24 protein-coding genes are annotated in these 26,411 nt (G+C 70.8%); 17 read left to right on the top strand and 7 right to left on the bottom strand.

Annotated elements, in window-relative coordinates:
- Positions 1-6 precede the first annotated feature (6 nt).
- The 8 genes from AB0C15_RS25905 (at position 7) to AB0C15_RS25870 (ending at position 7,014) form a co-directional block, all read left to right on the top strand.
- Positions 7-897 carry a serine hydrolase gene (locus AB0C15_RS25905; RefSeq protein WP_357356067.1) on the top strand — a complete coding sequence of 297 codons (891 nt, stop codon included), beginning with the start codon at positions 7-9 and terminating at the stop codon, positions 895-897.
- An 87-nt stretch (positions 898-984) separates the two neighbouring features.
- Positions 985-1,608, top strand: a complete 624-nt coding sequence (locus AB0C15_RS25900) for a fasciclin domain-containing protein (RefSeq protein WP_357356065.1) — start codon at positions 985-987, stop codon at positions 1,606-1,608.
- 59 nt (positions 1,609-1,667) lie between these two features.
- Positions 1,668-3,191: a molybdopterin-dependent oxidoreductase gene (locus AB0C15_RS25895; protein WP_357356138.1), complete on the top strand. Its 1,524-nt coding sequence runs from the start codon at positions 1,668-1,670 to the stop codon at positions 3,189-3,191.
- A gap of 127 nt (positions 3,192-3,318) precedes the next feature.
- Positions 3,319-4,107, top strand: a complete 789-nt coding sequence (locus AB0C15_RS25890; RefSeq protein ID WP_357356063.1) for a hypothetical protein — start codon at positions 3,319-3,321, stop codon at positions 4,105-4,107.
- Between the two features lie 97 nt (positions 4,108-4,204).
- Complete coding sequence (locus AB0C15_RS25885) at positions 4,205-4,810, top strand: class F sortase (RefSeq protein ID WP_357356061.1); 606 nt, start codon at positions 4,205-4,207, stop codon at positions 4,808-4,810.
- A gap of 47 nt (positions 4,811-4,857) precedes the next feature.
- On the top strand, positions 4,858-5,484 hold the full coding sequence (sigK, locus tag AB0C15_RS25880; RefSeq protein WP_357356059.1) for an ECF RNA polymerase sigma factor SigK: 627 nt from the start codon (positions 4,858-4,860) through the stop codon (positions 5,482-5,484).
- Complete coding sequence (locus tag AB0C15_RS25875; protein ID WP_357356057.1) at positions 5,481-6,209, top strand: anti-sigma factor; 729 nt, start codon at positions 5,481-5,483, stop codon at positions 6,207-6,209. The genes sigK and AB0C15_RS25875 overlap by 4 nt, the downstream gene beginning before the upstream one ends.
- Positions 6,210-6,321: 112 nt before the next feature.
- A complete protein-coding gene (locus AB0C15_RS25870; protein WP_357356055.1) occupies positions 6,322-7,014 on the top strand; it encodes a serine/threonine-protein kinase in 693 nt (230 codons plus the stop codon).
- On the opposite strand, the gene AB0C15_RS25865 is transcribed toward AB0C15_RS25870, so the two are convergent.
- The 3 genes from AB0C15_RS25865 to AB0C15_RS25855 all read right to left on the bottom strand — a co-directional run bounded on the left by AB0C15_RS25865 (position 6,968) and on the right by AB0C15_RS25855 (position 9,644).
- Complete coding sequence (locus AB0C15_RS25865; protein ID WP_357356053.1) at positions 6,968-7,903, bottom strand: DUF4394 domain-containing protein; 936 nt, start codon at positions 7,901-7,903, stop codon at positions 6,968-6,970. The genes AB0C15_RS25870 and AB0C15_RS25865 overlap by 47 nt on opposite strands.
- Before the next feature lie 278 nt (positions 7,904-8,181).
- Positions 8,182-8,787, bottom strand: coding sequence for a lytic polysaccharide monooxygenase (locus AB0C15_RS25860; protein WP_357356051.1), 606 nt, complete (start codon positions 8,785-8,787; stop codon positions 8,182-8,184).
- Between the two features lie 278 nt (positions 8,788-9,065).
- Complete coding sequence (locus AB0C15_RS25855) at positions 9,066-9,644, bottom strand: hypothetical protein (protein ID WP_357356049.1); 579 nt, start codon at positions 9,642-9,644, stop codon at positions 9,066-9,068.
- A 487-nt stretch (positions 9,645-10,131) separates the two neighbouring features.
- Here AB0C15_RS25855 and lanKC point away from each other — a divergent pair, with 487 nt between their 5' ends.
- The 4 genes from lanKC (at position 10,132) to AB0C15_RS25835 (ending at position 16,417) form a co-directional block, all read left to right on the top strand.
- Positions 10,132-12,720, top strand: a complete 2,589-nt coding sequence (gene lanKC, locus AB0C15_RS25850) for a class III lanthionine synthetase LanKC (protein WP_357356047.1) — start codon at positions 10,132-10,134, stop codon at positions 12,718-12,720.
- 5 nt (positions 12,721-12,725) lie between these two features.
- Positions 12,726-12,845 carry a SapB/AmfS family lanthipeptide gene (locus AB0C15_RS25845; RefSeq protein WP_013734295.1) on the top strand — a complete coding sequence of 40 codons (120 nt, stop codon included), beginning with the start codon at positions 12,726-12,728 and terminating at the stop codon, positions 12,843-12,845.
- Between the two features lie 72 nt (positions 12,846-12,917).
- The gene (locus tag AB0C15_RS25840) at positions 12,918-14,645 is read left to right on the top strand and encodes an ABC transporter ATP-binding protein (RefSeq protein ID WP_357356045.1); all 1,728 of its coding nucleotides are present in this window, start codon (positions 12,918-12,920) and stop codon (positions 14,643-14,645) included.
- Complete coding sequence (locus AB0C15_RS25835; protein WP_357356043.1) at positions 14,642-16,417, top strand: ATP-binding cassette domain-containing protein; 1,776 nt, start codon at positions 14,642-14,644, stop codon at positions 16,415-16,417. The genes AB0C15_RS25840 and AB0C15_RS25835 overlap by 4 nt, the downstream gene beginning before the upstream one ends.
- Before the next feature lie 70 nt (positions 16,418-16,487).
- On the opposite strand, the gene AB0C15_RS25830 is transcribed toward AB0C15_RS25835, so the two are convergent.
- The 3 genes from AB0C15_RS25830 to AB0C15_RS25820 form a co-directional block, all read right to left on the bottom strand.
- Complete coding sequence (locus tag AB0C15_RS25830; protein ID WP_357356041.1) at positions 16,488-17,072, bottom strand: response regulator transcription factor; 585 nt, start codon at positions 17,070-17,072, stop codon at positions 16,488-16,490.
- A gap of 118 nt (positions 17,073-17,190) precedes the next feature.
- Positions 17,191-17,799, bottom strand: coding sequence for a response regulator transcription factor (locus AB0C15_RS25825; protein ID WP_357356039.1), 609 nt, complete (start codon positions 17,797-17,799; stop codon positions 17,191-17,193).
- A gap of 197 nt (positions 17,800-17,996) precedes the next feature.
- The gene (locus AB0C15_RS25820) at positions 17,997-19,193 is read right to left on the bottom strand and encodes a hypothetical protein (RefSeq protein ID WP_357356037.1); all 1,197 of its coding nucleotides are present in this window, start codon (positions 19,191-19,193) and stop codon (positions 17,997-17,999) included.
- Positions 19,194-19,561: 368 nt separating this feature from the next.
- Between AB0C15_RS25820 and AB0C15_RS25815 the strand changes: the two genes are divergently transcribed.
- The 5 genes from AB0C15_RS25815 (at position 19,562) to AB0C15_RS25795 (ending at position 24,472) form a co-directional block, all read left to right on the top strand.
- Positions 19,562-21,646: an EAL domain-containing protein gene (locus tag AB0C15_RS25815; RefSeq protein ID WP_357356136.1), complete on the top strand. Its 2,085-nt coding sequence runs from the start codon at positions 19,562-19,564 to the stop codon at positions 21,644-21,646.
- The gene (locus AB0C15_RS25810; RefSeq protein WP_357356035.1) at positions 21,643-21,969 is read left to right on the top strand and encodes a hypothetical protein; all 327 of its coding nucleotides are present in this window, start codon (positions 21,643-21,645) and stop codon (positions 21,967-21,969) included. The genes AB0C15_RS25815 and AB0C15_RS25810 overlap by 4 nt, the downstream gene beginning before the upstream one ends.
- Positions 21,970-22,191: 222 nt before the next feature.
- Positions 22,192-22,581, top strand: a complete 390-nt coding sequence (locus AB0C15_RS25805; protein ID WP_357356033.1) for a GntR family transcriptional regulator — start codon at positions 22,192-22,194, stop codon at positions 22,579-22,581.
- A complete protein-coding gene (locus AB0C15_RS25800; protein ID WP_357356030.1) occupies positions 22,578-23,459 on the top strand; it encodes an ABC transporter ATP-binding protein in 882 nt (293 codons plus the stop codon). Before AB0C15_RS25805 ends, AB0C15_RS25800 begins: the two co-directional genes overlap by 4 nt.
- Positions 23,456-24,472: an ABC transporter permease subunit gene (locus AB0C15_RS25795; protein ID WP_357356028.1), complete on the top strand. Its 1,017-nt coding sequence runs from the start codon at positions 23,456-23,458 to the stop codon at positions 24,470-24,472. Before AB0C15_RS25800 ends, AB0C15_RS25795 begins: the two co-directional genes overlap by 4 nt.
- Before the next feature lie 104 nt (positions 24,473-24,576).
- Here AB0C15_RS25795 and AB0C15_RS25790 read toward each other — a convergent pair whose 3' ends face one another.
- Positions 24,577-26,367 (bottom strand): extracellular solute-binding protein, encoded by a 1,791-nt coding sequence (locus AB0C15_RS25790; protein ID WP_357356026.1) that lies wholly within the window; start codon positions 26,365-26,367, stop codon positions 24,577-24,579.
- Between the last annotated feature and the right edge of the window lie 44 nt (positions 26,368-26,411).

The following is a 26,411-nucleotide window of genomic DNA, read 5'->3' as shown; positions in this document are numbered from 1 at the left end:
CGGCGGGTGTCGCGCCGCTGGGTCGTCTCCGCGGCCGCCATGTCACTTGCCGGCGTCGCGACTGCCGCCTTCGGTGCCACCCGCGGCCAGGACGGTGCCGGCGTCGGTGCGTCGCAGGGCCCTTCCCCGGCCAGTCCGATCCCCACCACGCCGGCCATCGACCGGATCGACCAGGCGAGAACGCGGATCGAGGCGTATGTGCGGCGGTACGACGGCCATCTGGCGGTTGCGGCACTGGACCGGCAGGGGTCGGCCGCGGTGACGGTCGGCGTCAGACGGTTCGAGACGGCGAGCATCGTCAAGGTCGACATTCTCGCGGCGCTCCTGTTGCGCCAGAGATCGCAGGGTAAGGCCCTGGGGTCGGGCACCCGGCGGTTGGCCGAGGACATGATCGTGTCCAGTGACAACGCTGCGGCGGTCGCCCTGTGGCAGAAGATCGGGGGCTCGAGTGGCCTCACCGCCGCGAACCGTGCTCTCGGTCTGCGGGAGACCAAACCCAACACGCACTGGGGACTCACCACGACCACGGCTGCCGACCAGCTTCGTCTGCTGACCGCGCTGACGTCGCCGACGGGACCGCTGACCCCGCAGGACCGTGAATTCGTCATGGATCTCATGAAGCAGGTGATCCCCGAGCAGCGATGGGGGATCACCGCGGCGCGGGAGGCCGGCAACCGTTCGGTCTACGTCAAGAACGGCTGGGACACCGTCGACGTCGACAACGGTCGCTGGCTGGTCAACAGCATCGGCCGGGTCGTCGAGGCCCGCCATGACTGGCTGATCGCGGTGCTCTCCGACCATCACGTGAGCCAGAAAGAGGGCGTCCGCGTCGTCGAGAAGGCCGCCACGTACGTGCTCAAGGAGCTGCGCGCCGCCACCGCGGGCGACGGAGTCTGATCTCCGATCTTGTACCCATCCTTCTGCGGGTCGGCGTCGAATGCCTGATGACAGCAGCAAACGAGTACAAGTATCCGAGGAGTTCGTATGAAACGGCGCCTGTTTGGCATGGTCGGCGTAATCGCTGTGCTGGCCCTGTCCGCGTGTGGCGGCACCGACAGCGAGGGCACCGCCAGCGGCGCGCCGAGCACGTCGGCCGGTACGCCGATGGCCTCGCCGTCGACGATGATGTCGGGTCAGTTCGGCTCCGGGTGCGCGGGGGTGCCGACCGATCCGTCCAACCCGGGCAGTTTCGAGGCGATGGCGAAGGTGCCGGTGGCCACCGCCGCGTCCGGTAACCCGCTGCTGTCGACGTTGGTGACGGCGGTCAAGAAGGCCAACCTGGTGGACTCGCTCAACGGCGCGCAGGGCGTGACGGTGTTCGCACCGACAAACGACGCCTTCGCCAAGATTCCGAAGGCCGACCTGGACAAGGTGCTGGCCGACGACGCCATGCTGAAGAAGATCCTGACTTACCACGTGGTACCGACCCAGCTGTCCCCGGACACCCTGACCGGCACCCACAAGACCCTGCAGGGCGACGACGTCACGGTGGCCGGCAGTGGCACGTCGTTCACCGTCAACGACACCTCGATGGTGGTCTGCGGGAACGTCTCGACTGCAAACGCCACCGTGTACATCGTTGACACCGTCCTGATGCCCAAGAGCTGACGGTGCCCACCATCATCGAGCCCCGGTCGGCGACCCGCCGGCCGGGGCCGCCCCGAGGCGTGACCGCCGCCCGCGGCCTCGTCGTTGGCGTGCTGACCGCCGGGGTTGCCCTCGGCGTGGCGCATCTCGTCGCGGCGTTTGTCGATCCGGCCACCGACCCGGTGCTGGCAGTCGGCAGCCTCGCAGTCGACCTGGCACCGCAACCGGTCAAGGCGTTCGCCATCCGCACCTTCGGCACCAACGACAAGCTGGCGCTTCTCGGCGGCGTCTACGCCCTGCTGGCCCTGGGCGCGGTTCTGCTCGGCGCGGCGGCGTTACGACGACGCCGCTACGGTCTGGCCGGTCTCGTCGCGTTCGCCGCCGTCGGTGCCGCCGCCGTCCTGTCCCGTCCGACGGCGACACCCGTGGACGTCCTGCCGGTGCTGTCGGGTGCCGGCATCGGGGCGGCCACGATGCTGGTGGTGGTGCGCGCGGCCCAGACGGTCCTGGTTCCGGACCGAGGCCGGCCCCGGCTGCTCAACCGCCGCCAGTTTCTGGTCACGGCGGCGGGGGCAGCGGTCACCGCAGGCGCTACGGCGGCCGTTGGTCAGACTGTCGGTCGCCGCAGCGCGGTGGGCACCCGGTCCCGCGCGAGCGTTCGCATACCACCGCCGGGACGACCCGCGCCGCCGCTACCCGGCGGCGTCTCCGCCGGCGTGGATGGGGTCTCGGCGTTCCTCACCCCCAACCGGGACTTCTACCGGGTCGACACCGCCCTCACCGTCCCGCAGGTCGACGTGCGGACCTGGCGGCTGACCCTGGATGGAGCGGTCGACAGGCCCCGTACCTGGACATTCGACGACCTCCTCGCCCGTGGTGTGGTCGAGCGCGACATCACCCTGAACTGCGTCTCCAACGAAGTCGGTGGTCCCTACATCGGCACCGCCCGCTGGACGGGAATCTTCCTGGCCCCGCTGCTACGCGAGGCGGGCATCCGCGCCGGGCAGAACCAGCTCGTGAGCCGTTCCGTGGAGGGCCTGACCATCGGCACCCCGCTGGAGGCGATCCTCGACGGCCGCGACGCGCTCCTGGCCGTGGCGATGAATGGCGAGCCCCTCCCCTTGGAGCACGGCTTCCCCGTGCGCATGCTCGTACCCGGCCTCTACGGCTACGTCGGCGCCTGCAAGTGGCTCACCTCCATGCGGGTGACCACCTTCGACGCGTTCGACCCCTACTGGGTGCAACGCGGCTGGGCCGTCGACGCTCCCGTGAAGACCGCATCCCGCATCGACACCCCGAAACCCTTCGCCCGACGGCGCGGTGGTCCCGTCATGATCGCCGGTGTCGCCTGGGCCCAACGTCGTGGGATCACCGCTGTCGAGGTGCGGATCGACGACGGGCCGTGGCGGCAGGCCCGTCTCGCCGACGGCCCGTCACCGGACCTGTGGCGGCAGTGGGTTTACCGCTGGGACGCCACACCCGGTAGCCACACCCTGCGCGTGCGCGCCACCGATGCCACCGGCGCCACCCAGACCGACGAACGGGCCGCGCCCTTCCCGGACGGCGCGACGGGCTGGCACAGCACCACCGTCACCATCACCTGACCTGGCGCGTCCAACGGGCCGGCCGTCCGGGCGGGATCTGCACCAATCCGCTGCACGAGGGGCGACGAATCCCTCACGACAGCACCTGAGCATCGACGCCGCACCCCGGCGGAGACGGAGATTTGTTGTGAGATTGTCCCGAGCCCTGCTTGCCGTGCCCGCAGCCGCGCTGGTCCTCGCGTTTCCGGGCGTCGCGCACGCTGACGAGAGCGTGCAGGTCCAGTTACAGGACCTTAACGAAACGGGTGCGACAGGTACCGCGACGTTGACCGCGACCAGCGGCGGCGACCTGAAGATCATGATCCGGTCCACGGGCATGACGCCGAACTCTCCGCACGCCCAGCACGTGCACGGTGCTGCCAACGGCATGGACTTCCACTGCCCGGACAAGTCCGCCGACACCAACGGTAACGGCTACGTCAGCACCGAAGAGGGCCTCAAGATGTACGGGGACATCTTCATCTCGTTGACCACCACCGGTGACACGACCAAGGCCAGCGGCCTGGCGGTGGACCGGATGCCGAAGGCCGACGCGGGGGGCAACCTCAACTACGAGCGCACGATCCCCGCAGCGGACCTGCCCAAGGGCACGATCGAGCACCTGAAGGATCTGCACCTCGTGCAGCACGGCATCGACGCCAACAAGAACGGCAAGTACGACATGGAAGCGCTCGGGGAGTCGACGTTCGCCAAGTCCGTCGGTGTCAATGGCATCCCCGCCGAGGCCACCGACCCCGCGACGTGCGGCATGGTCAGCGGCGCGGCCGCCGGCTCCGTACCCGCGGGAGGTGTCGCCACCGGCGACGGCAGCACGTCCGGCGGATCGCCGATGGGGATGTACGCCGTGGGTGGTCTCGCGCTGCTCGGCGCCGCCGGTGCGGTCGCCGTGCGCCGCCGGCTCGCCGGCGAGCGCTGACCCGGAGGCACCAGTGATGGACATCGGTGACGCACCAGTGCCGGCCAGTCGTCGCGGGGGGCGCCGCGCGCTCCTGGCGACGGCTGGCGTCCTCACCGTGACGGCGGCCCTGACGATCGGTGTCGCGATCGCACAGCAGGGCGGAAACCCACCCCGACCCGACACGTCCGCCGCGGCACCCGCCGCTGAGGTGTCACCTGCTCCGGCCACCAGGCCGGGCGAATTGACCTCGGGACCGCTGATGGCCGGCTCACCGCCGACGCGGGTGTCGATCCCGTCGCTGCGGGTCAGCGCCGCGATCGTCGCCCTCGGCCTGCAGGCGGATGGTGCGATGCAGGTTCCCGACAGCGCCACCGACGTGGGCTGGTTCACCAAGGCACCGACGCCCGGTGCCCTCGGCCCGGCCGTGCTGGCCGGGCACGTCAACTGGAAGGGTCGCCGCGGCACGTTCTTCGACCTGGGCAAGCTGCCGGTCGGCGCCGGGATCACCGTCGACCGTCGGGACGGCAGCACCGCGATGTTCACCGTCACCCGGGTGGAGCAGCACCCGAAGGACCGCTTCCCCACCGCCGAGGTGTATGGGGCGACCGATCACGCGGCACTACGCCTGATCACCTGCGGCGGCGAGTTCGACGACAGCACCCAGCACTACCGCGACAATGTGATCGTCTACGCGCGCCTCGCCCACACTCACCCCGCCTGAGTACGAGTGCGGCGGCACACCGGACAGTCACCAGCACAGGAGAGGACATGCCGAGAATGAGCGGTGACCCGGAGCAGGGGCGGCGATTGCGATCGGTGCCGCAGGACACCACGAGCCCTCCGAGCGTCGACGAGTTGCTGCTGCGGGTGGCGCGGGGCGACGAGGCGGCGTTCGCCACGCTGTACGACGCCATGGCGGGCAAGGTCCTGGGGCTGGCCCGGCGGGTCCTCCGCGATCCGGCGCAGGCAGAGGAGGTGACGCAGGAGGTGATGGTCGAGGTGTGGCGTACCGCCGGCCGCTTCGACTCCGGCAGAGGCTCCACGTCGGCGTTGATCCTCACCATGGCGCATCGTCGCGCGGTGGACCGGGTGCGCTCCGAACAGGCCCGCACCAACCGCACCCAGCAGGTCGCCGCGACCGAGACACACATCCCGTACGACGAGGTGGTCGAAGATGTCACCGCCCGGTTGGAGCGCGAACAGGTCCGGCGGTGCCTGGGCCGGTTGACACCGGTGCAGCGGGAGTCGGTGACCCTGGCCTACTACGGCGGTCACACCTACCGAGAGGTCGCCGAGAAGTTGCAGACACCCCTGCCGACGGTGAAGACACGGATGCGCGACGGACTGATCCGGATGCGCGACTGCCTGGGCATCGAGATGGAGGGACGGGCATGAGCGCCGATGTGCACACCCTCGCGGGCGCGTACGTCCTGGACGCGGTCGACGACGTCGAACGGGCTGCGTTCGAGCGGCACCTGGCCGAGTGCGAGCCGTGTCGGGTCGAGGTGGCCGAGCTGCGGGAGACCGTGGCGCGCCTCGCCGACGACACTGCGGTCGAGGCGACGCCGCCGGGGTTGCGGGAGCGGACCCTCGCCCAGGCGGCCCGGACTCCGCAACTGCGCGTCAGCGCCGCGGGTGCCAGCGGCAGACGGAACGCGGGCAGGTGGCGACAGCTCACCGTGGCCGCCGCCGCGGCCGTCCTCGTGGCCGCCGGCGCGAGCGCGGTCACCTGGACCGTCACCAACGATCGGATCAGCGACGAGCAGGCCAGCAGCGAGCAGGCCCGGCAGATCGCCGCCGTCCTGAACGCCCCGGACGCCCGGGTGTTCGAGCGGTCCCTGCAGCCCGCTGGTGCCGCCACCATCGTGGTCTCCCGCGACCGCGACCGTGGTGTGGTGCTGCTGCGCGACCTGCCCTCGCCCGGTGCCGGACGCATCTACGAGCTGTGGCTCATTCGTGCTGGTGACCCCCGCAAAGTGGGACAGGTCGCCGAGGGAGGCAGCGCCTCGACCGCGGTCATCGGCCCGGTCGGCGAGGCGGTCACGTTCGGGGTGTCCAACGAGCCCGTCGGCGGTTCCGCCGCCCCCACCCAAATCGTGGGAACGGTCGACCTGATCTGACGTGGGCCGGCCGCCGGCAGATCGGCGGCCGGCCCGGCCCTGTCCGCCACCCAAGTCCTGACTGCTGCTGTCACCCACCCATCCGGACGGTGGACCGCTCCGAATCCCGTACATGGATGACGAGCTGCTCGCCGGCCGGTACCGCCGGCTCCGGTTGATCGGGGAAACGGGGACCAGCGGGGGCGTCTGGTTGGCCCGCGACGAGGTGCTCGACCGGCACGTCGCGGTCAAACGGATCATCCTTCCCGGCTGGGTGAGCGACGCCGCACGGTCCCGGCTGCGGGAGAGGACACTCGGGGAGGTGCGCGGCCTGGCCGGTCTGGAGCATCCGAGTGTGGTCGGGATGTGGGACGTGCTGAGCACCGATGGTCACCTGTGGCTCGTCATGGAGCACGTACCGTCCCGCTCCCTGTCCGAGACGGTTGCCAGCGACGGTCCGCTGGCGCCGGCCGAGGTGGTGCGGGTCGGTCTGCACCTGATCGCCGCACTGAGTGCCGCCCACGCGAGGGGAGTGGTGCACCGGGAGGTCCGGCCGCAGAACGTGCTGCTCGCCGACGACGGCCGGGTCATGCTCGGCGGATTCGGTCTGTCGATCTTCGACACCGGGGATCCGGCGGCGGTGACGGCGGCGAGTCTGTCGACGGTCCAGTGGACAGCCAGTGGGACGAGACGGAGCCCTTCCAACGACTGGTCCTCGCAAGCATCCGCCTCGGCTGACGCGGCGGGGGAGGGTGCGGCCCGACACCCTCACCCGATGGTCACTGTCGCAGGAGCAGTGCGAGGTCGACGACCACATGGCCGCTGAACACACCGGTCGCCTGCGCCGCGCCGGTGAGGAGGTCGACCCGGTAGACCCGGGAGCCGGCGAGGCCGTTGAGTACGGCGTAGGCGTTGTTTGCCGAGGCACGGTCACCACTCAACGAGCTGTGGATGTCGAAACCTGCCTGGAGATTGGCGTTGACTCCCAGTGCCCCGGTGGCGGCGAGTTGCCCGGAGTTGGCGGGGGACTGGAGGACGACCTGGTCGAGGCTGGTGTCGATGTCGAACAGAGTGGTGGCGGTGGCGGGGTTCAGGTCGTTGTTGGTGTACGCCGCAGCGGTGACACCGACGGCGGCGGTGCTGGGCGGGTAGGTGAGGGGGCCGTCGACAAGGGTCGTGCCGCCGGGGTTGACGTTGTGGCGCAGGTTCTGGCCGGTGTCGCTGATGATCCGGAGTCGGTCGGCGGCGGGATTGAAATCGACGCCGAACGACGTTCCGTTGAGCGCGACGGTCAGTTGGCTGACCTTCGTGGCCGCCGCGGTGCGCGTGTTCAGCGTGTAGATGCCGCCGTTGTTGCCGACGCCGTAGAGGGTTCCGTCCTGGACGCGGAAGTCGATGCCGATGAGCACTTCGCTGCCAGGCAGGTCGACCAGGCCGATGGTGCAGGCCAGGGCCGGGCGGTTGGCGGCGAACTTGATCAGCCGCTGACCGTCGGTGAGACCGATGGCGACGAGTCCGTTGCGGCCTCCGGCGTTCAGCAGGTCCCACAGCAGCGTGCAGGTCCCACTGCCCAACGAGGACAGGCCGCGCGCTGGGATGCTCGCTGCTGTGCTGTGGATTGCTGGGGCGGCGGTCACTGGCGTCGCGGTGATCCCGATGCCGACGGCGACGATTGTGGCTGCTGCGAGCAGCCCTCGGCGAAGCGTGCGGTGCATGAGAGGCACTTCCTTGATCAGATGCACCGCCGGACTCCTCGGCGGATTCCGACGCCGTTGCCGGCGGGGGTGCAGGGATGAATTCCCTGCTCAGAGCCTATGTAGAGGTAATCCGCCGCAGCTGTCGGGAGTTGGCTCTTCCTTGAACTTTCGCACCTTCTGCACGATGTGGTCGATATGTGGCGGCAGGGCGGATGGGGAAGTACCGCAGCACCACTCCGGCCCAGGGCGGCAAGCCCTGGGCCGGAGTGGTGCTGCGGTGGTGTCTGTCGTGCCGATCAGGTGATGTTGACGTCGCTGCACCACATGTAGGTCTGGTCCAGGTGCGACGCCCTCCAGAGCACGAACAGGATGTGGTTCCCGCTACGCGACGGCAGCGAGACGTTGAACGAGATGTTCTGCGACGGCGCGTAGCGCCCGGTCGTCGTGACCAGGTCGAGGTTGCCCCAGCCGAGCTTCTGGGTGGCCGGGTTGAACCCCTGCTTGGTGACGTAGACCTGGAAGTAGTCAGCGCCGTGGCTGGCCTGGTCGTACAGCTGAACCGTGAGGTTGCGACTGATGGTGGTGGTCTTCCACGCTCCGGGCTGGTTCACGCTGTCGTTCCGGGTCAGCCCGTTGCTGCACAGCTGCCCGTCCGGGGTGCGAGCCTGGTACTGGCCAGCCAGGCCGTCGCGCAGCTGGCTCATCCAGTTCCACATCGTGTCGGGGTTGGCCTGGAACGCCCGGTAACACATCGGGTCCTGTTGCTGCATAGCCGGGTTCATGTGCTGGTTGCCCCAGGTCTTCCAGCACTGATAGGCGCGGGTCATCGGGTTGATGATGGTGCCGTGCGCCTGGGCTGCCCCGGCGAAGGGCAGCATGCCGGCCACGATGGCGAACAGCATGACGAGCGCCCGGAGGGACTGACGGACGGGTGACCGGGATCGTCCACCGGATTGATCGGGCTTGTGTGAACGCACTGTTCATCCTCCGCTCTTCGGTACTCGGGGGGTCGGAATGGGAACGCTCCCAAGCCCCACTGTTACATCTAGATGACTAAATATCAATGCTCATCTATCTTTGGTCGGATGTGGATCGAGCTGACCGGGAGTGTCCGGAGCCGCGGCATCGGCCCGGCCCCGACCGGTGCGGGGGCGGCCACGCCGCCGGCTGACCTCGGTTGTCAGAGGCCCGCGGCGGCGTCGTACCGGCGGCGCAGGTCGAGCATCTCCGACTCGGCGAGCGCCTCCTTGGACGCCAGATCCGCGTACTTTGGTGGGAACATCTGCCGTAGCCGGTCGATGAACATGACCTCGGCGGTCGCCTCGACCACCTGGATGCCCGGCGGGTTCGTGGAGATGTCCATGATCACCGGACCGGCCAGTTTGACCGCCACGTCCCAGGGGCGCTGCTTCTCGGCGATCCCGCAGAGGTGGAAGCCGTAGACCGACCGCACGTCGGCGAGCGAGGTGACCTCGGCCGGCTCGTAACCGTAGACCCGGACCCCGCAGATCACCGCCGGCTTCTCCTGGGCGGCTGCCTGTTGGACACCGTGCCCGGCGTGGTTGTGCTGCCCCGGGTCGGCCTTCTCGAGCGTGGTGCGCATCCGGGCCGTGATCTGCGTCTGCAGGTCCGCCTGCTCCGACTCCGGGTCGGCCCGGTTCAGCAGGACGAACGCGCCGGCCGACACCACCAGCAGGATCACGGCCACCCACACGAAGCGGTTTCCGTACCACCGTGCGGACTTCTCTCCAGACTCCATGGTTGCTTCTCACCTCGTTAGGCGGTTCTGCGGCGCTGGCAGACCGAATCGGACGACCTCGGTGGGTCAGACGTCGCGCGCGTGGGCCGTCGCAGACGCGTGCCCGGGTGTACCTACGGCGGGCGAGGGTGACTGCCCGGCACGATGCCCGTCGCCGTGGAGGTGGCCCGGCGATCCGGCAGGTGGCCGCCAAGGCGCCGCGCTGCCGGCGCTGTGATGCTCCCGTGCTGGCCGTTCTCAGCGCGGTTGCCCCCGCGCTGCGGCGATATGAGCCATTCCAACACGTCTGGGGCGGCTCTGGCAACATCGACGAGCATCAGCATCATTTCGGCCCGGTCACCCGGGTGGGCCTGACTAATGTCATGCGTGCCTGTGCGCCCCGCATCGCACGTGGTGACTAAGCGCACTGGAGCGCACCCCGTCCCGTCGATGAGACTCGATGCAACGCCGGAACATCAGCCGGCCGAGTTCGAGAGGCGGCGAGACGGTGGACGAACGGTACGACAGCTACTGCGCCGCGGACCGGCTGTTCTACGACTCGCTCGGCAGCGCCGTCGCGCAACCCGTCTTCCCGGCCGCCGACCGGCCGGTGCCGCCCGGTTGGCGTCGCGAGTCGCTCGACGACTGGCTGATCTACGCCCCCGACGGCGGCTCGCTGCCCCAGCAGGGCTGGAAGGTCCACGTCTCGGCGGGCCTGGCGAACGCCGAGCGGGTGCTGGACGCGGTCTGGAACTACTGCGTCCCCCGCGGACTGTCCTTCAAGTTCCTGCGCGGGCCTCGCACGCTGCTCCTGCGCAACTCCAAGTACGCCGCCAGGGCCGCCAGTGGCAAGTTCGTCACGGTCTACCCCCGCGACGACGCGGAGCTGGAGCTGACCTGCAAGGAACTCGACGAACTGCTCACCGGCGAGTCCGGGCCGTACATCCTCAGTGACCTGCGCTACGGCACCGGCCCGGTCTACGTGCGCTACGGCGGCTTCGCCGCCCGCTACTGCCACGCCGCCGACGGCCAGGTGGTTCCGGCGATCGAGGACGACTCCGGCGCGCTGGTGCCGGACCGCCGAGAGCCGGTCTTCCACGTGCCCGCCTGGGTCACCCTGCCGGACTTCCTCGGCCCCCACCTGGCCGCCCGCAACGACACCAGCACCAACGAGGTGCCGTACCGGATCGAGCGGGTGATCCACTTTTCGAACGGTGGTGGGCTGTACGTGGGCAGGGACCTGCGCACCGACACCGAGGTGGTGCTGAAGGAGGCCCGACCACACGCCGGCCTGGACGCCGACGGCACCGACGCCGTCGCCCGGCTGGCCCGCGAGGCGCAGGCCCTCCGGCAACTCGCCGACCTGCCACAGGTGCCACGGGTGCACGACGAGTTCGCCCTCGGCGAGCACCGCTTCCTGGCGCTCGAATTCATCGAGGGCCGACCGCTGAACAAGGTGCTCGTCGACAGGTACCCGCTCATCGACGCCGACGCGACCCACGACGACCGGGCGGCGTACGCCCGGTGGGCTCGGCAGACCTACGAGCAGGTCGAAGCCGTCGTGGCGGCGATCCACGAGCGCGGCCTGGTCTACGGGGACCTGCACCTGTTCAACATCATGATCCGACCGGACGACCGGGTCGCCCTGGTCGACTTCGAGGTGGCCGCCCCGATCGCCGGACACCGCCGACCCGGGCTGCGCAACCAGGGCTTCGCGGCACCGAGGGACCGCAGCGGGCCGGCGGTCGACAGGTACGCCCTGGCGTGCCTGCGATTGGCCCTGTTCCTGCCACTGACTCAGCTGGTCCGGCTCGCCCCGGCGAAGGTGGCGCACCTGGCCGACATCATCGTCGCGAACTTCCCGGTGCCGAGGTCCTTCCTCGCCCCGGCGGTCGAGGAGATCACCGGCGAGCCGTGGGCCACAGCGGACCGGGAAGAGGCTGACCCCGCACCGATCACACCAGCCCGGCTGGCGACGGCGATCCTGGCCAGTGCCACCGCCCAGCGCGACGACCGGCTCTTCCCCGGTGACATCGAGCAGTTCCGCAGCGGCGGCCTCAACCTCGCCCACGGGGCGGCCGGAGTGCTGTACGCGCTCGACAAGAGCGGCGCCGGGCGGTGGCCCGAGCACGAAGACTGGCTGGTACGGAGGGCGACCTCACCCCCGTCCGGGACCCGCTGCGGCTTCTACGACGGGCTGCACGGCGTCGCCTACGCGCTCGAGCACCTCGGCCGCCGGCAGGACGCGCTCGACGTCCTCGACATCTGCCTGCGCGAACCCCTGGACGGGCTCGACCACAGCCTGGCGAGCGGACTGTCCGGGATCGCGCTCAACCTGGCCGAGATGGCCGCGCGTACCGGAGAGGCGTCGGTGCACGACGCCGCCGAGCGGGCCGCTGAGCGGGTCATCGGGCAGCTCATCGACGACCCGGGTCCGGACGTCAGCGGCGGACGCCACCCGTACGCCGGGCTGCTGCGCGGCCGGACCGGACCGGCGCTGATGCTGGTGCGGCTCTACGAACTCGGTGGTGACGACGAGCTGCTGGGACACGCCGCCACCGCACTGCGTCAGGATCTGCGCCGATGCGTGCTGCGCCCGGACGGCGCGCTGGAGGTCAACGAGGGCTGGCGCACCATGCCCTACCTGGCGCACGGCAGCGTCGGAATCGGGTTGGTCCTGGACCAGTACCTACGGCACCGGGCCGACGACCAGTTCGCCGAGGCGAGTGCGGGAATCCGCCGTGCGGCACGGTCACCGTTCTACGCACAGTCCGGGCTCTTCGCCGGCCGAGCCGGCATCATCGCCTACCTCGCCGCCTCGACCGACGATGCCGACCGCCGCGAACTCCGCGCGCAACTGGATCGGCTGGCCTGGCACGCGCTGCCGTACGGGGACGGAACCGCGTTCCCCGGCGAGCAGTTGCTGCGGCTCTCCATGGATTTCGGCACCGGCACCGCCGGCGTGCTGTACGCGCTGGCCAGCGCGCAGCGCGGCGAGCCGCCGGTGCTGCCCTTCCTCGCGCCCCTGCCGGGCGCGACGAGACTCCCTCGCCACAGCGAGGGCGACCTGATCAGCGAACGGATGGAAGGGAGGTGAACGACATGGCACTTCTGGACCTCCAGGGCCTGGAGATGGCTCCGGCCGACCGCACCGGTGGCGGCAGCCGGGCGAGCCTGCTGCTCTGCGGCGACAGCTCGCTCTCCGTCACGACCTGCAACTGATCCACGCACACGTGGGGCCCTGGGTGGGTAGACGTACCCGCCCAGGGCGACCGCGTACCCACGGGAGGACAGATGCCGACGTTCGCCGCCGGGGACAGACTGCTCCGGCAGACGGTCCTGGCGGGCGGCGGCTGGACCGTGGGACTCGCGGCGGTCGCGCTGCTCGGCGTGGCCGCCGAACTGTCGCTGCCCGCGGTCCTCGGCCGCGCCGTCGACGCCGCCCTCGCCGGCGGCTCCCGGTGGTGGGCGGTGACCGCCTGCGGCCTGGTCGTCGTCCTCATCGGCGTCGACACCCTGACCGACCTGACCAGTGGGCTCGGTGCGGCGCGCGCCACCGCCGGGCTGCGCGAACGGCTGCTGCGTCACCTGTTCGCCATGGACGTCCGCGCCACCCGCCGGCACCCGGTGGGTGACCTCGTCGGCCGCCTGGTCGGCCAGGCCGCCGACGCGGGACAGGCCGGCAACGCCGTGGTCCTGGCCGCCGTGGCGGTGCTTCCCCCGCTCGGCAGTGTCGTCGCACTCGCCATCATCGAACCGATCCTCGGGGTCACCCTCCTCGCCGGCCTCGCCCTGCTCGCCGTCCTCATGCGGGTCTTCGTGGCCGACGCCTCGGCCGCGACCGCCGGGTACCAACGGGTGCTCGGCACCATCGCCGGCCGACTGCTGGAGTCACTTACCGGTGCCCGGACCATCGCCGCCGCCGGCACCGCCCGGCACGAGGAGGAGCGGGTGCTGGCGGCCCTGCCGGAACTCGACCGGCACGGCCGGCGCACCTGGCAACTGCTGGCGCGGGCGGGTGCGCGCACCTCGGCCGTGGCGCCGCTGCTGAACCTGAGCGTCATCGCGGTGGGCGGGTACGCCGTGACCACCGGCTGGCTCACCCCCGGCCAACTGCTCGCCGCGGTCCGGTACGCGGCCATCGGCGCCGGGCTCGGTGCGGTGCTCGCCACCCTGAACCACCTGGTCCGCAGCCGCGCGGGAGCACACCGGGTCGCCGAGCTGCTGACGCAGCCCACCACGCCGGCGGGCAGTCGGCCCCTTCCACCCGGCGGCGGCGCCCTGCGACTGCGCGGCGTTTGCGTGTACGCCGACGACGGCCGGCCCATCCTGGACGGCATCGACCTGGACGTGCCGGCCGGTGCCACCGTGGCCGTCGTCGGCGCGTCCGGTGCCGGCAAGTCGACCCTGGCAGCGGTGGTGGGACGGCTGCACGACCCCGACGGCGGTGAGGTGCGACTGGACGGCGTACCGCTGCGGGACCTCGACGGGGTGGCACTGCGCCGAGCCGTCGGGTACGCCTTCGACCGGCCGGTGCTGATCGGCGCGACAGTCCACGACGCGATCGGGTTGGCGCTGCCGGTCGACGTGGCGGTGCCGCCGGCCGATCGGAGCCCGGCCACGCCCGCGGTTCTCCGGGCGGCCCGGATGGCGGCGGTCGCCGACGTGGTCGACCGTCTGCCCGACGGCTACCGCACGCCGCTCGCGCACACACCGCTCTCCGGCGGCGAGACCCAACGCCTCGGCCTGGCGCGCGCGCTCGCCGCCGAGCGGTTGCTCATCCTGGACGACGCCACGTCCAGCCTCGACACCGCCACCGAACACCGGATCAGCGAGGCGGTGCTCGGGCGGGCCGGGGAGCGTACCCGCCTGGTGGTCACCCACCGGACCGCGGTGGCCGCGGCGGCCGACCTCGTCGCCTGGCTCGACGGCGGTCGGCTGCGCGGCCTGGCGACGCACCGACACCTCTGGGCGGACCCGGACTACCGGGCGGTCTTCCAGCCGGCCGGCGGTGGGTCGTGAGTCGTCCCGGCGTACGGCGGGTGACCTGGCAGGCGCTGCGGGCGCGTCGGCGGGAACTCGCCAGACTCGGCGGCTGGTCGCTCGTCGAATCGCTGCCCGCGCTGCTCGCCGGCTATCTGGTCGCCCGCGCCGTCGACGAGGGCTTCCTGGCCGGGCGGTTCCTCACCGGCCTGGCCTGGTTGGGGGCCCTCGCCGTGGCCGTGCTGGTGGGCGCGGTGGCCACCGGTCGGACGTACCGGAGTCTCGGCGCCGTGGTCGAGCCGTTCCGCGACGAGGTGGCCGCCCGGGTGGTCCGGGGTGCGCTGCGCGACGCCACCAGGGCGGGTGGGCGTGCGGACAGTGCCACCGTGACCCGGCTGACCCACCAGATGGAAATCGTCCGGGACACCTTCGCCGGACTGCTGATGGTGACCCGCGGTTTCCTCTTCGCCGCGGGCGCGGCCCTGCTCGGCCTACTCGCTCTGGCACCGGTGGTGGCGGTGCTCGCCGCCGCGCCGCTGATCGTCGGCGTGGCCGTGTTCCTCGCCGCGCTGCCGGCGATGGTCACGCACCAACGCGCATACGTCCGGGCCGGCGAGCAGCTCGGCCAGTCGTCGGCGGCCGCGCTTGCCGCGCACCGGGACGTGCTGGCCTGCGGCGCTCGGACACGCGTCACCGCCGACGTGGCGCGCTGGGTGTCGGCGCAGGCCGCCGCCGAACGCACGCTGGCCCGGATGGCGGCGATCCGCAGCCTCAGCCTCGGCATCGGCGGTTGGCTGCCACTGCTGGTGCTCCTGGTGGCCGCCCCGTGGCTGGTCGAGCGTGGACTCAGCGCGGGCGCGGTGCTTGGTGCGCTGATCTACGTCTCCACCGGGCTGCAACCCGCCCTGCACGCCCTGGTGCAGGGCATCGGCGGTGGCGGGCTCCGCTACGCGGTCACCCTCGAGAACATCCTGCGGACCTCCCCGGTCTCCGACGACAGGAACCCGTCGGCCCTCGCCACCCGGACACCCCGCCGACCGCCCGCCGGCCCCGTCGATCACGCGCCGGCGGTCGAGATTCGGGGACTGACCTTCGGCTACGGTCCCCGCGCCCGGCCCGTCCTACAGGACTTCTCGCTGACACTCGCCGACCGGGACCACCTCGCCGTGGTGGGCCCGAGCGGCGCGGGCAAGTCCACACTTGCCGCGCTGATGGCCGGTCTGGTGGTGCCGCAGGCAGGCACGGTCCGCCTGGCCGGCACGACGGTCACCGGGGTCGAGCCGGCGGCCCTGGCCCGGCTGCGAGTGCTGGTGCCCCAGGAGGCGTACGTCTTCACCGGCAGCCTCGCCGACAACCTGCGCTACCTCCGGCCGGACGCCGACGACCACACGCTCGAGGTTGCCCTCGACACGCTCGGCGCGCGTCCCCTGGCGACCCGCCTGGGCGGCCCCGGCGCACCTGTCGCGCCGGCCCTGCTCTCCGCCGGCGAACGGCAGCTCATCGCGGCGGTCCGCGCCTGGCTGGCACCCGCCCCACTGGTGGTCCTCGACGAGGCGACCTGCCACCTGGACCCGGCGCTGGAAGCGACGGTCGAGGCCGCCTTCGCCCGACGGCCCGGCAGCCTCGTGGTGATCGCACACCGGATCAGCTCCGCGCTGCGGGCCGGTCGGGTGCTGGTCCTCGACGGCGACGAGCCCCTGGTGGGGACGCACGAGCAGTTGGTGGCCCGCTCAGCCACCTACCGGGTGCTCGTGGGCTGCTGGGACGACCCGGTGGGGCCACCGCAGGCGACCTCGGCGCGGCTGGGCTGAACCCCGCGCGGCCGGCGTCACCGCCCCACGGCAGGGCCGGAAACCCGCGCCGTCGCGCGGAAGGTGCCGGTCAGATCCAGCCCGCCTCGCCTGCCATCCGCACGGCCTCCACCCGGGTACGCGCACCGACCTTACGGGCGATCCGACCGAGATGGTTACGGACGGTGCCACGGGTCAGCCCGAGCGACACCGCCACCTCGGCGACCGGCGCACCCTCCGCGGTCAGCCGCAGCACCTCGGTCTCGCGCTCGGTCAACGGGCCGTCCGAGCGCAACGCCGCGACGACGAGGTCCGCGTCGAGCACGGGCTCCCGGCGGGCGAGCCGGCGGATCCCGTCGACGACCCGCTGGGGGCCGGCGTCACTGCGCAGGATGCCGACGGCCCTGGTCGGGCAGAGGATGCCCCGCAGCCGGCGGGCCCGCTGCGGGTGCGCCAGCACCAGGACGGGGCACCGGCCGAGGCGGTCGGGATCGACTCCCTCGACGAAGTCGAGGTCGGCCACCATCACGTCGGGGCGTTGGGCGTGGACGGCCGCCGGGACCGCGTCGCCGCGATCGACCTCCGCCACGACACGGATGTCGTCCTCGGCGGCGAGGACGAACGACAGCGCGCCCAGCACCAGGGCACCGTCCAGGGCGAGCAGGGTACGGATCACGATGAACCTTCCCGCACTCCAATCGACATCACGCAACGTCAATAGTCAAACACGCATGCCGTGGGTCCGCACGGCGACGGAGCAGGTCCGGGCACCTCGACCGGACCCGCTCCGGACGTCAGAGCCAGCCGCTGTGCCGTGCCCGTGACACCGCCTCCAACCGGTTGCGTGCGCCGGTCTTCCGCAGGATCACCGACAGGTGGTTACGGACCGTCCCGTGTGCCAGGTAGAGGCGGGCGGCGATCTCCTTCAGGGGCAGACCCTCGGCTGCCAGCCGCAGCACGTCCATCTCCCGAGGTGTCAACGGCATCTCCGGCGGGCTCAACACGGCCACCGCCGCGGCGGGGTCGATCGCCCGTTCCCCGGCCGCGAGCGCGCGGATCGCCCGCACCAACTCGTCGATCGAGCCGTCCTTCCCGAGCAGGCCGCGCGCGCCGGCCGCCAACGCCGCCTCCACCAGAGCCGGACTCCAGCGGGGGCTCATCGCCAGCACGGCGGTGTGCGGCGCCTCGCCGTCGATCCGGGCAACCACCTCCACCGGGTCGGGCAGATCCGGTGTGAGCGCCAGCACCACCACCTGCGGTCGGCACCGCCGGACCACAGTCAACAACTCGCCGACACCTTCGACGTCGGCGACGACCTTGATGTCCTCCTCACTCGACAGCGCGGCGCAGAGCGCACCGCGGAGCAAACCCATGTCCTCGGCGACGACAACGTGGATCACCACGTCTTCTCCGATCTCAGGTACGCGTCACGACTGCCACCGATCCCGGAACGTCCACGGTTGGTCGGGGCGGTCGTGCGCTACAGACGGGTGGGCATCGGCCCGCCGCACCGTCACGGCGGACGGGTGCGGGCACTCATCGACCGACCGGCGGTGGGACGTGCCTCATGGCACCAGCCACCGGGGTCGCTCGACCCACCTCAGCCCGGGCGGGGGACCGGCGAGAAGGTTCGGCTCTCGACCGGAAGTGGCACGACGTGGCGGGGTCGGCCAGCATTCTCGCGCGTCTGCCGGTCGAGCGGCCGGGCCAGTCCCGGCGCGGGCGTCTTGCGGTTGTCGGCGCCGGCGGCGTCCTGGTCGGCCGGGGCGACGGGTCGGACCGGAAGCTCACCCGCCTCGGTGACCGACTCCCGGTGTGTGCGGTGCCCCGTCGGCACGGTGGGAGACGCGGGGTCGGCGACGGCCGTCGCGGGTGGCGCACTCGGGGCCGGCGCGGACGCGGCGGGTGTGGGCGCCAACGCCGGCACCGCCGGTGACGTCGGCACTGGCGCCGCACGGACCGGGCCGGTCACCGGCCCGGCGGCGACCGGCCCGAGCGCCGGGGGAACCCGCGGTGCGGGTGTCGCCGCCGGAACGACCGCCACGCCGAGGTCGGGTGGGAGAACGGCGTCGGCGACACCGAGGAGCGCCGTGACGACGGGCCTGATCGGCAGCGTGTTCACGAGGTCGACGACGTGCGGCAACGGGGCGGTGACCAGGGCGACCACCGGCGACTCGTCAAGCACATGCGCGGCGGGCAGGTCCGCGACGGCGGTTAGGTCCGGAGCGACGGGTAGGTCCGCGACGGCGGCAGCTGGCTGGCGCGGCCGATCAGCGGCCGGCCGAGACCTGTCGCCACGGTGGACTATGCGGTGAGCCGTGCGAGCCACCTCGGCCGGCCGGAGCTTTCCGCGCTCGGTCGCCGGAGGTGCGACGGTCGCGCCAGGTCGGGGCGGCGGCACCGACGCCGGGGGTGGAGCCGTCACCGGTCTGGGTTTCTTCGAGGGTGCCTGCTCGTGGGCGGCGGCGCCATCGGCGGCCCCGGTCAGCGGGGCGCGGAGCCGGTCATCGGTGCCTGCGGCTGGCTGGCGGCCAGGGCCGGGGCGCTGCGCGGCCGTGAGCCGTGCGACGGGCTCGACCAGAGCGTCGATCTGGGGATGAGACCCCGCACCGGACCAGTCGGGCGTGCCGCCGGCGGCGGCCGGACCCTGGAACAGGGCGGCCACGACGAAACCGGCCCCGACGGCGACCGCGACCAGCGCCACCCGCCGGGCGAGCTTGCGCAGCCGATCGGCCACGAGCGGCGTGGATCGGGTTGGCGTAGGCGTCGGCGCGGTTCCGATGACGGGACTCTGCACGCGGCACGATCCCTTCCCTCTGGATAGCTGACCCATAGTAGCGATGTGCTCACGTAATCGCATCCGTTGAGGTGTTCGCGCGTCAGGAACTGCGTCAGGCGTTCTGTTCGGAGGGTGCCCAGCTCGGGCCCGGCTGGCACCGTGACAACAATCTGACTTGTTGCTCAGGGCGGCATGCGCGTGGAGTTGCCGATAGTGTCACTCGCGGCACCGGCACGAACTCACGCTGTTACCGCAGCGATCGCCTTGGGGGGTTGATGGCGTCGAGTAGACGTTGGGCAGTCCTGATCGGAGTCGACCAGTGCGGCCGTGACGTTCAGCTGCCACCGCTTCGGTATGCGGAGAGCGATGCTGCCGCGCTCCGTGAGGTGTTGTTGGACCAGGACATCGGCACCTTCGATGACGGCGCGGTGCAGATGTTCGTCGGTCCCGACGCCACCTGGCGCGAGATCAAGCTGTTCCTGCGTGATCTGGCTCTGCGCTCCGCGCCATCGGATGTCCTGCTCGTGTACTTCGCCGGCCATACGCTGGTCCCACAGTGGAATGAACAGCTCGACGCCTACCTGGTCACGGCCGACCTTGATCCGGGGGCGCTCGCCGGCGAGCCCGACAACGGGTTGCGGATGTCCTTCCTCAAGCGGGACATCTTCGATGCGTTCAAGGGTGCCTCCTTCCTTGTGCTGGACTGCTGCCACGCAGGCGTGTACGCCGACGCCGACCGACGCAACGTCAAGGTTCTGCAGTCGTACGCGGAGACGGTGGACCGACCCCGGCACAACGCCCTGCTCGCCTGCCCGAGCGGATCGGTGACCCGGGAGAGCGCGGAGTACGGCCACGGAACACTGACGCACCATGTCTTGCGGGCATTGCGGGGCGGGGCAGGCGACGAAGCGGGACGGGTGTCGTTCGCTCAGATGGCGACGTTCGTCGCCGAGCAGGGTATGGACCCGCCGCCGGTGCACACGGCACACGTCTACGGCGCCACCACGGTGCTGACCCAACCGCCGATGTCCCGTCACGACCGGCAGGCGCTCAGCAGCCCGGCGAACCCGGGCATCTCGCGTCCCTGCCTCAATCCGCTCGAGGACCAGACGAGCTCCATCCGGCAGCTGCTGGATCGGATCTTCCGTGCGGACGTCCGTTCATCGCAGCAGTCTCAGCAGAGCGAACGCGACGGACGTGTCGAGCTCATCCGGCAGGCGCTCGACGCGGAATCAGCCGCGGTCGTCGAGTTCACGGGGAGCAGCTTCGGTGTGGTGAACCGAACGGCGCGATTCGACAAGGACAGCCTGTCACCAATGCTGGAGACCGCGGCCGTCGACAGGGTGAAGCATCCGAGGGCGACACCGGGCTTTGTCGTCTCGCACGGGGTCGGTCGCCGGATGCTCTGCGTGCCTCTCTCGTTCACGAACGACCGCACTCTCACCCTTGCCGTGGTCGACCCGGCTCTCGCCCAGCTGGACATGGGTGAACCGCTGGCCGTCATGCTCCGTGCGGTCTGGGAGTCCGATCCGGTGGCCGATCCGATGCAGTCGGAGATGAGCGTCCTGACCGCCCTGCGGACCTCGTTCGGCCGACTACCGCTCAAGCTGTACGACGATGCCTTCGGCCTCTACCAGCAGCTCGTCGGTTCGATGATCATGGTTTTTCAGCCGGTCGTCGAGCTGGACCAGCGCGCAACCGGTGTCAGCGTCCAGAGTTTCGAGGCCCTGGCCCGCCGCAACGACCGTGAGCTGCGCGCTCCCTGGTCTGCGCTTCGCATGGCGCACGACTGGGGCGACCGTTTCGTCGTCGAACGTGATGCGATCCTCGTCGCCAAGGCGATCCATTCCTACGCCGAGGCCGACGCCGCGTCAGGTTGGCAGGGAACCAAGCCGCTGTCGGTAAACGTCGCGGTCCGGTCACTGCTCAGCGACGCGTACCTCAACCAGGTGAGCAAGGCGCTCACCGAAGCGGGGTTGCATCCCCGGGCCCTGACACTGGAGATCTCCGAGCAGGATCCGATCACACCGGAGCCGGGTGAGCGATGGCCGCAGGAGCCCCTGGTCTACTTCCACAACCGGCTGACCACGCTAGCGCGAGAGCTTCGGATCAGCTTCGCGGTCGACGACTTCGGAGTTGGCTACGCGTCGCTGGCGCGGATGGCCGAGCTTCCGCTCACCCAGATCAAGGTCGACCGGGCGATCCTGCACCACCCCATGGCGCTGGAGGAGCTCGCGCTCGTGGCACGTGTCGCGCGCTATGCCAGCGACCAGGGGCAGACCGGGCAGCCAAGGACGGTCATCGTCGAGGGCTTCGACGACGACGCCCCGGTCAGTCTGTACGAGATCTTCCGATTGGGGATCCATCACGTGCAGGGCTACTTCAGTGGTGCCGTGGCCTCGACCACGCTGCGCGAGCTGGACCCGGCCGTGCAGGAACGGATCGCATCACTCGTGAGGGGGGAGACGTGACGAGCGTCAAGCTACTGCTGCCGGCGGAAATGATCGAGGAGATCGATCTGCCCTATGAGGGGGTCCGCGACAGCGGCGCGATCACCGTGGCGATCGAGGGGATCGCCGTGCTGGCGAATCTTGCGACCCTGGCCACGCTGCAGCCCCAGGCGGAGGCGTTGGTTGCCGCGATTCGTAACTGGCGCCTGCGCAACCATCAGAAGCCGGCGGTGTTGACGGTCGAGGGGGCGAACATCAGTCTGCGGATCGAGTTGCCGCCCAATATCAACCGAGCGACCCTGCTTCGGCAACTTGAACCACTGCTCGATGAGGAGAGCCGCTAGACGCGGCAGACTCCGAAACCCGGCCGTAAGTGCGGAGCCCTGACTGGCGAAATGCTGGTCAGGGCTCTGCGCATGACGCTGTTCTTCGCCCCGTCGCGGCACCTTGACGCGGTCTGACGGGTGGCGGCCAGAGATCCCGCGACGCCGGGTCATGGCATTCGGTAGCGAGAAACACGCCCAAGCCTCTATTGTGCTAGTCAACTAGTAGAACGGGGTGGTGAGGTGATCGAGTTTCACCTGGACACACGGTCCGGGATTGCGCCGTACATGCAGCTCATCCGACAGGTTCGGCACGCGCTCCGGCTCGGAGTCCTCAACGAGGGCGACAAGCTCCCCACCGTCAAGGAGGTGGTGGCGCGAGTCGCGATCAACCCGAACACGGTGTCCAAGGCATACCGCGAGCTGGAGTACGAGGGCCTGGTCACGGCCCGGCCGGGGCTCGGCACGTTCGTCACCCGCACCCTCGGCGCCGACTCGCTGAGCAAGCACGAGCCGCTGCGCCAGAGCCTGACGCGCTGGCTGGCCGAGGCCCGGGAGGCGGGCCTGGACGACGAGAGCATCGAGGCGCTCTTCCTCAGCAGCTTTCGGAGCTTCTCGGAGGCCCGAGGATGACTAGCGCCCTGGTGGCGGACGGCCTGACCAAGCGGTACGGGCGGCGCTCCGCGCTCAAGGACTGCACGCTGGACATTCCGGCCGGCCATGTCGTGGGCCTGGTCGGCCCGAACGGCGCCGGCAAGTCCACACTGCTGCAACTGGCCTGCGGGCTGCTCAACCCCACCGCGGGTCGGATCGAGGTGCTCGGCGCGCGGCCGGTCAGCGGCTCGCCGCGGGTCGGTTTCGTCGCGCAGGACACCCCGGTCTACGCCGGCCTGACCGTCGCGGACCACCTGCGGATGGGCGCGCACCTCAACCCGTCCTGGGATGGGGCGCTCGCCGAGCGGCGGATCGCCCAGGTCGGCCTGGACCCGGCCCAGAAGGCGGGCAAGCTCTCCGGCGGCCAGCGCGCCCAACTGGCTCTGACCGTCGCCGCGGCGAAGCGACCCAGCCTGCTGTTGCTCGACGAGCCGGTGGCGGCCCTCGACCCGCTCGCCCGGCGTACCTTCCTGCAGGGGCTGATGGAGTTGACCGCCGAGCAGGGCATGAGCATCGTGATGTCCTCGCACCTGGTCGCCGACCTGGAACGGGTCTGCGACCACCTGATCGTGCTGGTGGCCTCCCAGGTGCGTGTCTCCGGCGACGTGGACGACCTGCTCGCCACCCACCACCGCCTGGTCGGGCAGCGGCGCGACACCGCCGACCTGGGCTCCGGCCGGGCCGTTGTCGAACAGCGCCACACCGAGGTGCAGTCGACCCTGGTGGTGCGCAGCACCGCGCCGATCGTGGATCCGTTCTGGCAGGTCGACACGATGGACCTGGAGGACATCGTGCTGGCGTACCTGAGCGCGGCCGCCGACGTCGGGTCGGATCGGGTTCTGGAGGGACAGCGATGATCTGGATGACCTGGCGACAGTTCCGAACCCCGGCCCTGGCCACCGGCGCCGTGGTGCTGGTGCTCCTGGCCGGCCTCGCGCTGACCTGGGCGGAGGTGACGGAGTTGGCCACGCGGACCGGGTACACCGGCTGTCAGGGCGACGACTGCCGGGCCGCGGGCGAAGCGTTCCTCCGGGCGCTGCATCCGGAGTGGGCGAGTGAGCTGCACCTCGCCGCCATCGCGGCCCTGTACCTGCTGCCCGCGCTGCTGGGCATCTTCTGGGGCGCACCGTTGGTGGCCCGGGAGTTGGAGTCGGGCACGTACCGCATGGTCTTCAGCCAGTCCGTCAGCCGAAGCCGCTGGCTGCTGGTCAAGCTGGCGGTCGGCGGCGCCGCGGCGGCGCTCGGTGCCGGCCTGCTCAGCCTGGTGCTGACCGGGTGGGCTCAGCCGATCGACGGGGCCTCGGCGGACCGGATGGACCCGCTGGTGTTCGCCGCCCGGGGGATCGTTCCGGTCGGCTACGCCGTGCTGGCCTTCGTGGTGGGTGTCACCGCCGGGCTGCTGCTGCGGCGGACCCTCGCCGCGATGGCGGTGACCCTGCTGGTGATCGTCAGCCTGCAGATCGCCGCGCCGTTCGTGGTGCGGCCCTGGCTGGCTCAGCCGATCACCACGGTCAGCCCCCTGCGGGTGGACGGTGACTACGGGATCTCGATGAGCCCCGACGACGGCCGGATGACGTTGCACGTCGAGCCCGACCGCAGGGGTGACTGGATCCTGTCGAGCACCACGATCACCTCGACCGGAGCGGAGTTCAGCGGCCCGGCCGACACGACCCAGTGCGGGCCGAGGGCACCCCGCGACCGCGAGACGTGCCCGAGGTGGCTGGAGGGGCAGAACCTCAGCCTGAAGGTGAGCTACGTACCCGGCTCGACGTTCTGGCGCCTGCAGTGGCGGGAGTTCGGCGTGCTGATCGCGGTGACCGTCGCGCTGTCGGCGTTCTCCCTGTGGTGGGTCCGCCGTCGACTGGTCTGACTGTGAGGCTGGCCGGTGGGGGTAGGGCGCAGCGCCTTTCTCCCACCGGCCGCGTCGGTCGGCACCTGTCGACCCGCGACGACCAAGCGTGGGCCAGGGAAAAGTCAGAAGCTACTGACCAGCTTCACGAACGCCTCATCGACCTTGGCGGGATCGGTGGCGTCGAAGGCCTTGCCCGACGATGCCTTGGCGATCCGGTCCAGGGTGGCGAAGTCCGACTCCCGGTCGAAGGCGATGCAGAACACCTTCACCGGACGCTGTGGGTCCAGGGCGACCTCGGCGAGCAACCGGGCCAGGTCGTTGTCCCGGCTGTACTCGTTCTTGCCGTCGGTCAGCACCACGATCGCGTTGATCCGCTGCGGGTCGTACCTGTCGAGCAGTTCTTTGTGCGCGGCCCGGACCGTCGCGTAGAGCGCGGTGCTGCCGTCGACCTGCAAGCCGGCGATCTTGCTGTTGATCCGCTTCTGGTCGAACCCGCCGAGAGGGACGTCCTCCTGGTAAGGGCTCTTCGGTCGCTGCTCGGTCTCCGAGGAGAACGACCAGAGCCCCACCCGGTCTTCGGCGTTGAGCAGCGCGAGGCCCTTGCCCGCCGCCGCCGAGGCCACCTGGAAACGGGTACGGGTGCCGACCTTCGCCAGCATGGACCCAGAGGTGTCCAGGGCGATCAGGATGTTGGCCTTCTTGCGGAGCGTGCGCCAGCCGTCCAGCATCGCGCCGACCACCTCCGGGTCCGGCGGCTCGAAGTAGTTCAGCCCGCCGGAGGGCTCGGCGCCGACGCTGGCGAGCAACTCCGCCGAGGCCCGACGCTCATGGTCGCGGAAGCCCAGACGGGCGAAGCTCTCCTGCTGGTCACCCTCGGTCAGGAATCTCTGGAAGTCGGCTGCCGCCGCGCGCTGCCGTTCATCGGCGGAGGGCAGCACGACGAACGGATGGTCCAGGTTGAACGTGCCCTCCCTGGGGTGGACGGCGACAAGTGGGACGTTCGGCCGGCGGCCCCGCTCCTGCCCTTCCTGCCGAGGGCTCAGCGCGCCGGTGTTGTAGAGGTCCACCAGTTCCTCCTGCAGGACGATGGCACTCATGTCGTCCGTGCTGCCGGCCCCGCCGGTCAGGTCCGCCTCGGCGAGGCTGCGCAACAGGTCCACCGAATCGTCGCTGTAGTGCGAGACGTTGGCCTCGATCCGGCGGACGAACTGGGTGACCGCCGGGTCGTCCAGGTCGGACCGGGTCAGGTCACTGGCCCGTTGCACCGCGGCGTAGTAGGTGGCGATGGTCGCCGCCAGCCCGGAGGTGGACAGGTTCGGGTTGTCCTTGCCGAAGGTGAAGCGACCCCACTCCGGCTTGCCGAAGCCGGCCCACCCGTCCCGCCCGGAGAGGCCCAGGATCTCACCCCAGCCCAGCGAGCCGCGCTTGCGGATCAGTTCGGCCTTGGGCTGCGGCATCGCGATCACCAGTGGGCTGTTGGCGATCGACGGGTAACGGTCGGGAGTCTGCAGTTCCCGCCCGGCGGCCTCGTCGAGCAGCCGGAGCTGGCCGGTCCACAGGCTCGACGTCGGCAGCCAGACCTGTGGTTGCGGCAGGCCGGTGTGAGTCCAGCCGGTAGCCAGCGCCTCGGTCGCCTTGCCCGAGTTCAACGCGCTGACGTGCACCTGGGCGCAGCCACCACCCTCGATCGACCGATCGCTGCGGTTGTAGCGCTCGGCCAGGTCGACCAGGAGCGCCGCCTTCTCGGTGGAGGAGTTGACCTGGAGAGTGGTGGCACAGTCGGTGCGGGCACCCCCGTTGCCCGTTTCGCGCTGACGGACGAACACGAACGCCCCGGCGATGACCACCAGCCCGGCGGTGACGGCAGCGGTGTACGGCAACCACTGCCGCGTAGGCGTAGCGGTTGGGGCCATCGGGTCGTCCTCCTCGGCGGGCGGCTGGTGGCAGTCAACCTATC

Source organism: Micromonospora sp. NPDC048835 (assembly GCF_040649995.1).
Lineage (GTDB): Bacteria > Actinomycetota > Actinomycetes > Mycobacteriales > Micromonosporaceae > Micromonospora.
This window is presented reverse-complemented; position numbering and strand designations above follow the sequence as displayed.

Bases quoted from the DNA above. Each gene is read 5' to 3' on its own strand.
- AB0C15_RS25795 (WP_357356028.1), top strand. From the start codon at position 23,456: ATGATCTGGATGACCTGGCGACAGTTCCGAACCCCGGCCCTGGCCACC.
- AB0C15_RS25865 (WP_357356053.1), bottom strand. From the start codon at position 7,903: ATGCACCGCACGCTTCGCCGAGGGCTGCTCGCAGCAGCCACAATCGTC.
- AB0C15_RS25875 (WP_357356057.1), top strand. From the start codon at position 5,481: ATGAGCGCCGATGTGCACACCCTCGCGGGCGCGTACGTCCTGGACGCG.
- AB0C15_RS25860 (WP_357356051.1), bottom strand. From the start codon at position 8,787: ATGCTGTTCGCCATCGTGGCCGGCATGCTGCCCTTCGCCGGGGCAGCC.
- AB0C15_RS25855 (WP_357356049.1), bottom strand. From the start codon at position 9,644: ATGGAGTCTGGAGAGAAGTCCGCACGGTGGTACGGAAACCGCTTCGTG.
- sigK (WP_357356059.1), top strand. From the start codon at position 4,858: ATGCCGAGAATGAGCGGTGACCCGGAGCAGGGGCGGCGATTGCGATCG.
- AB0C15_RS25845 (WP_013734295.1), top strand. From the start codon at position 12,726: ATGGCACTTCTGGACCTCCAGGGCCTGGAGATGGCTCCGGCCGACCGC.
- AB0C15_RS25800 (WP_357356030.1), top strand. From the start codon at position 22,578: ATGACTAGCGCCCTGGTGGCGGACGGCCTGACCAAGCGGTACGGGCGG.
- AB0C15_RS25790 (WP_357356026.1), bottom strand. From the start codon at position 26,367: ATGGCCCCAACCGCTACGCCTACGCGGCAGTGGTTGCCGTACACCGCT.
- AB0C15_RS25900 (WP_357356065.1), top strand. From the start codon at position 985: ATGAAACGGCGCCTGTTTGGCATGGTCGGCGTAATCGCTGTGCTGGCC.
- AB0C15_RS25870 (WP_357356055.1), top strand. From the start codon at position 6,322: ATGGATGACGAGCTGCTCGCCGGCCGGTACCGCCGGCTCCGGTTGATC.
- AB0C15_RS25840 (WP_357356045.1), top strand. From the start codon at position 12,918: ATGCCGACGTTCGCCGCCGGGGACAGACTGCTCCGGCAGACGGTCCTG.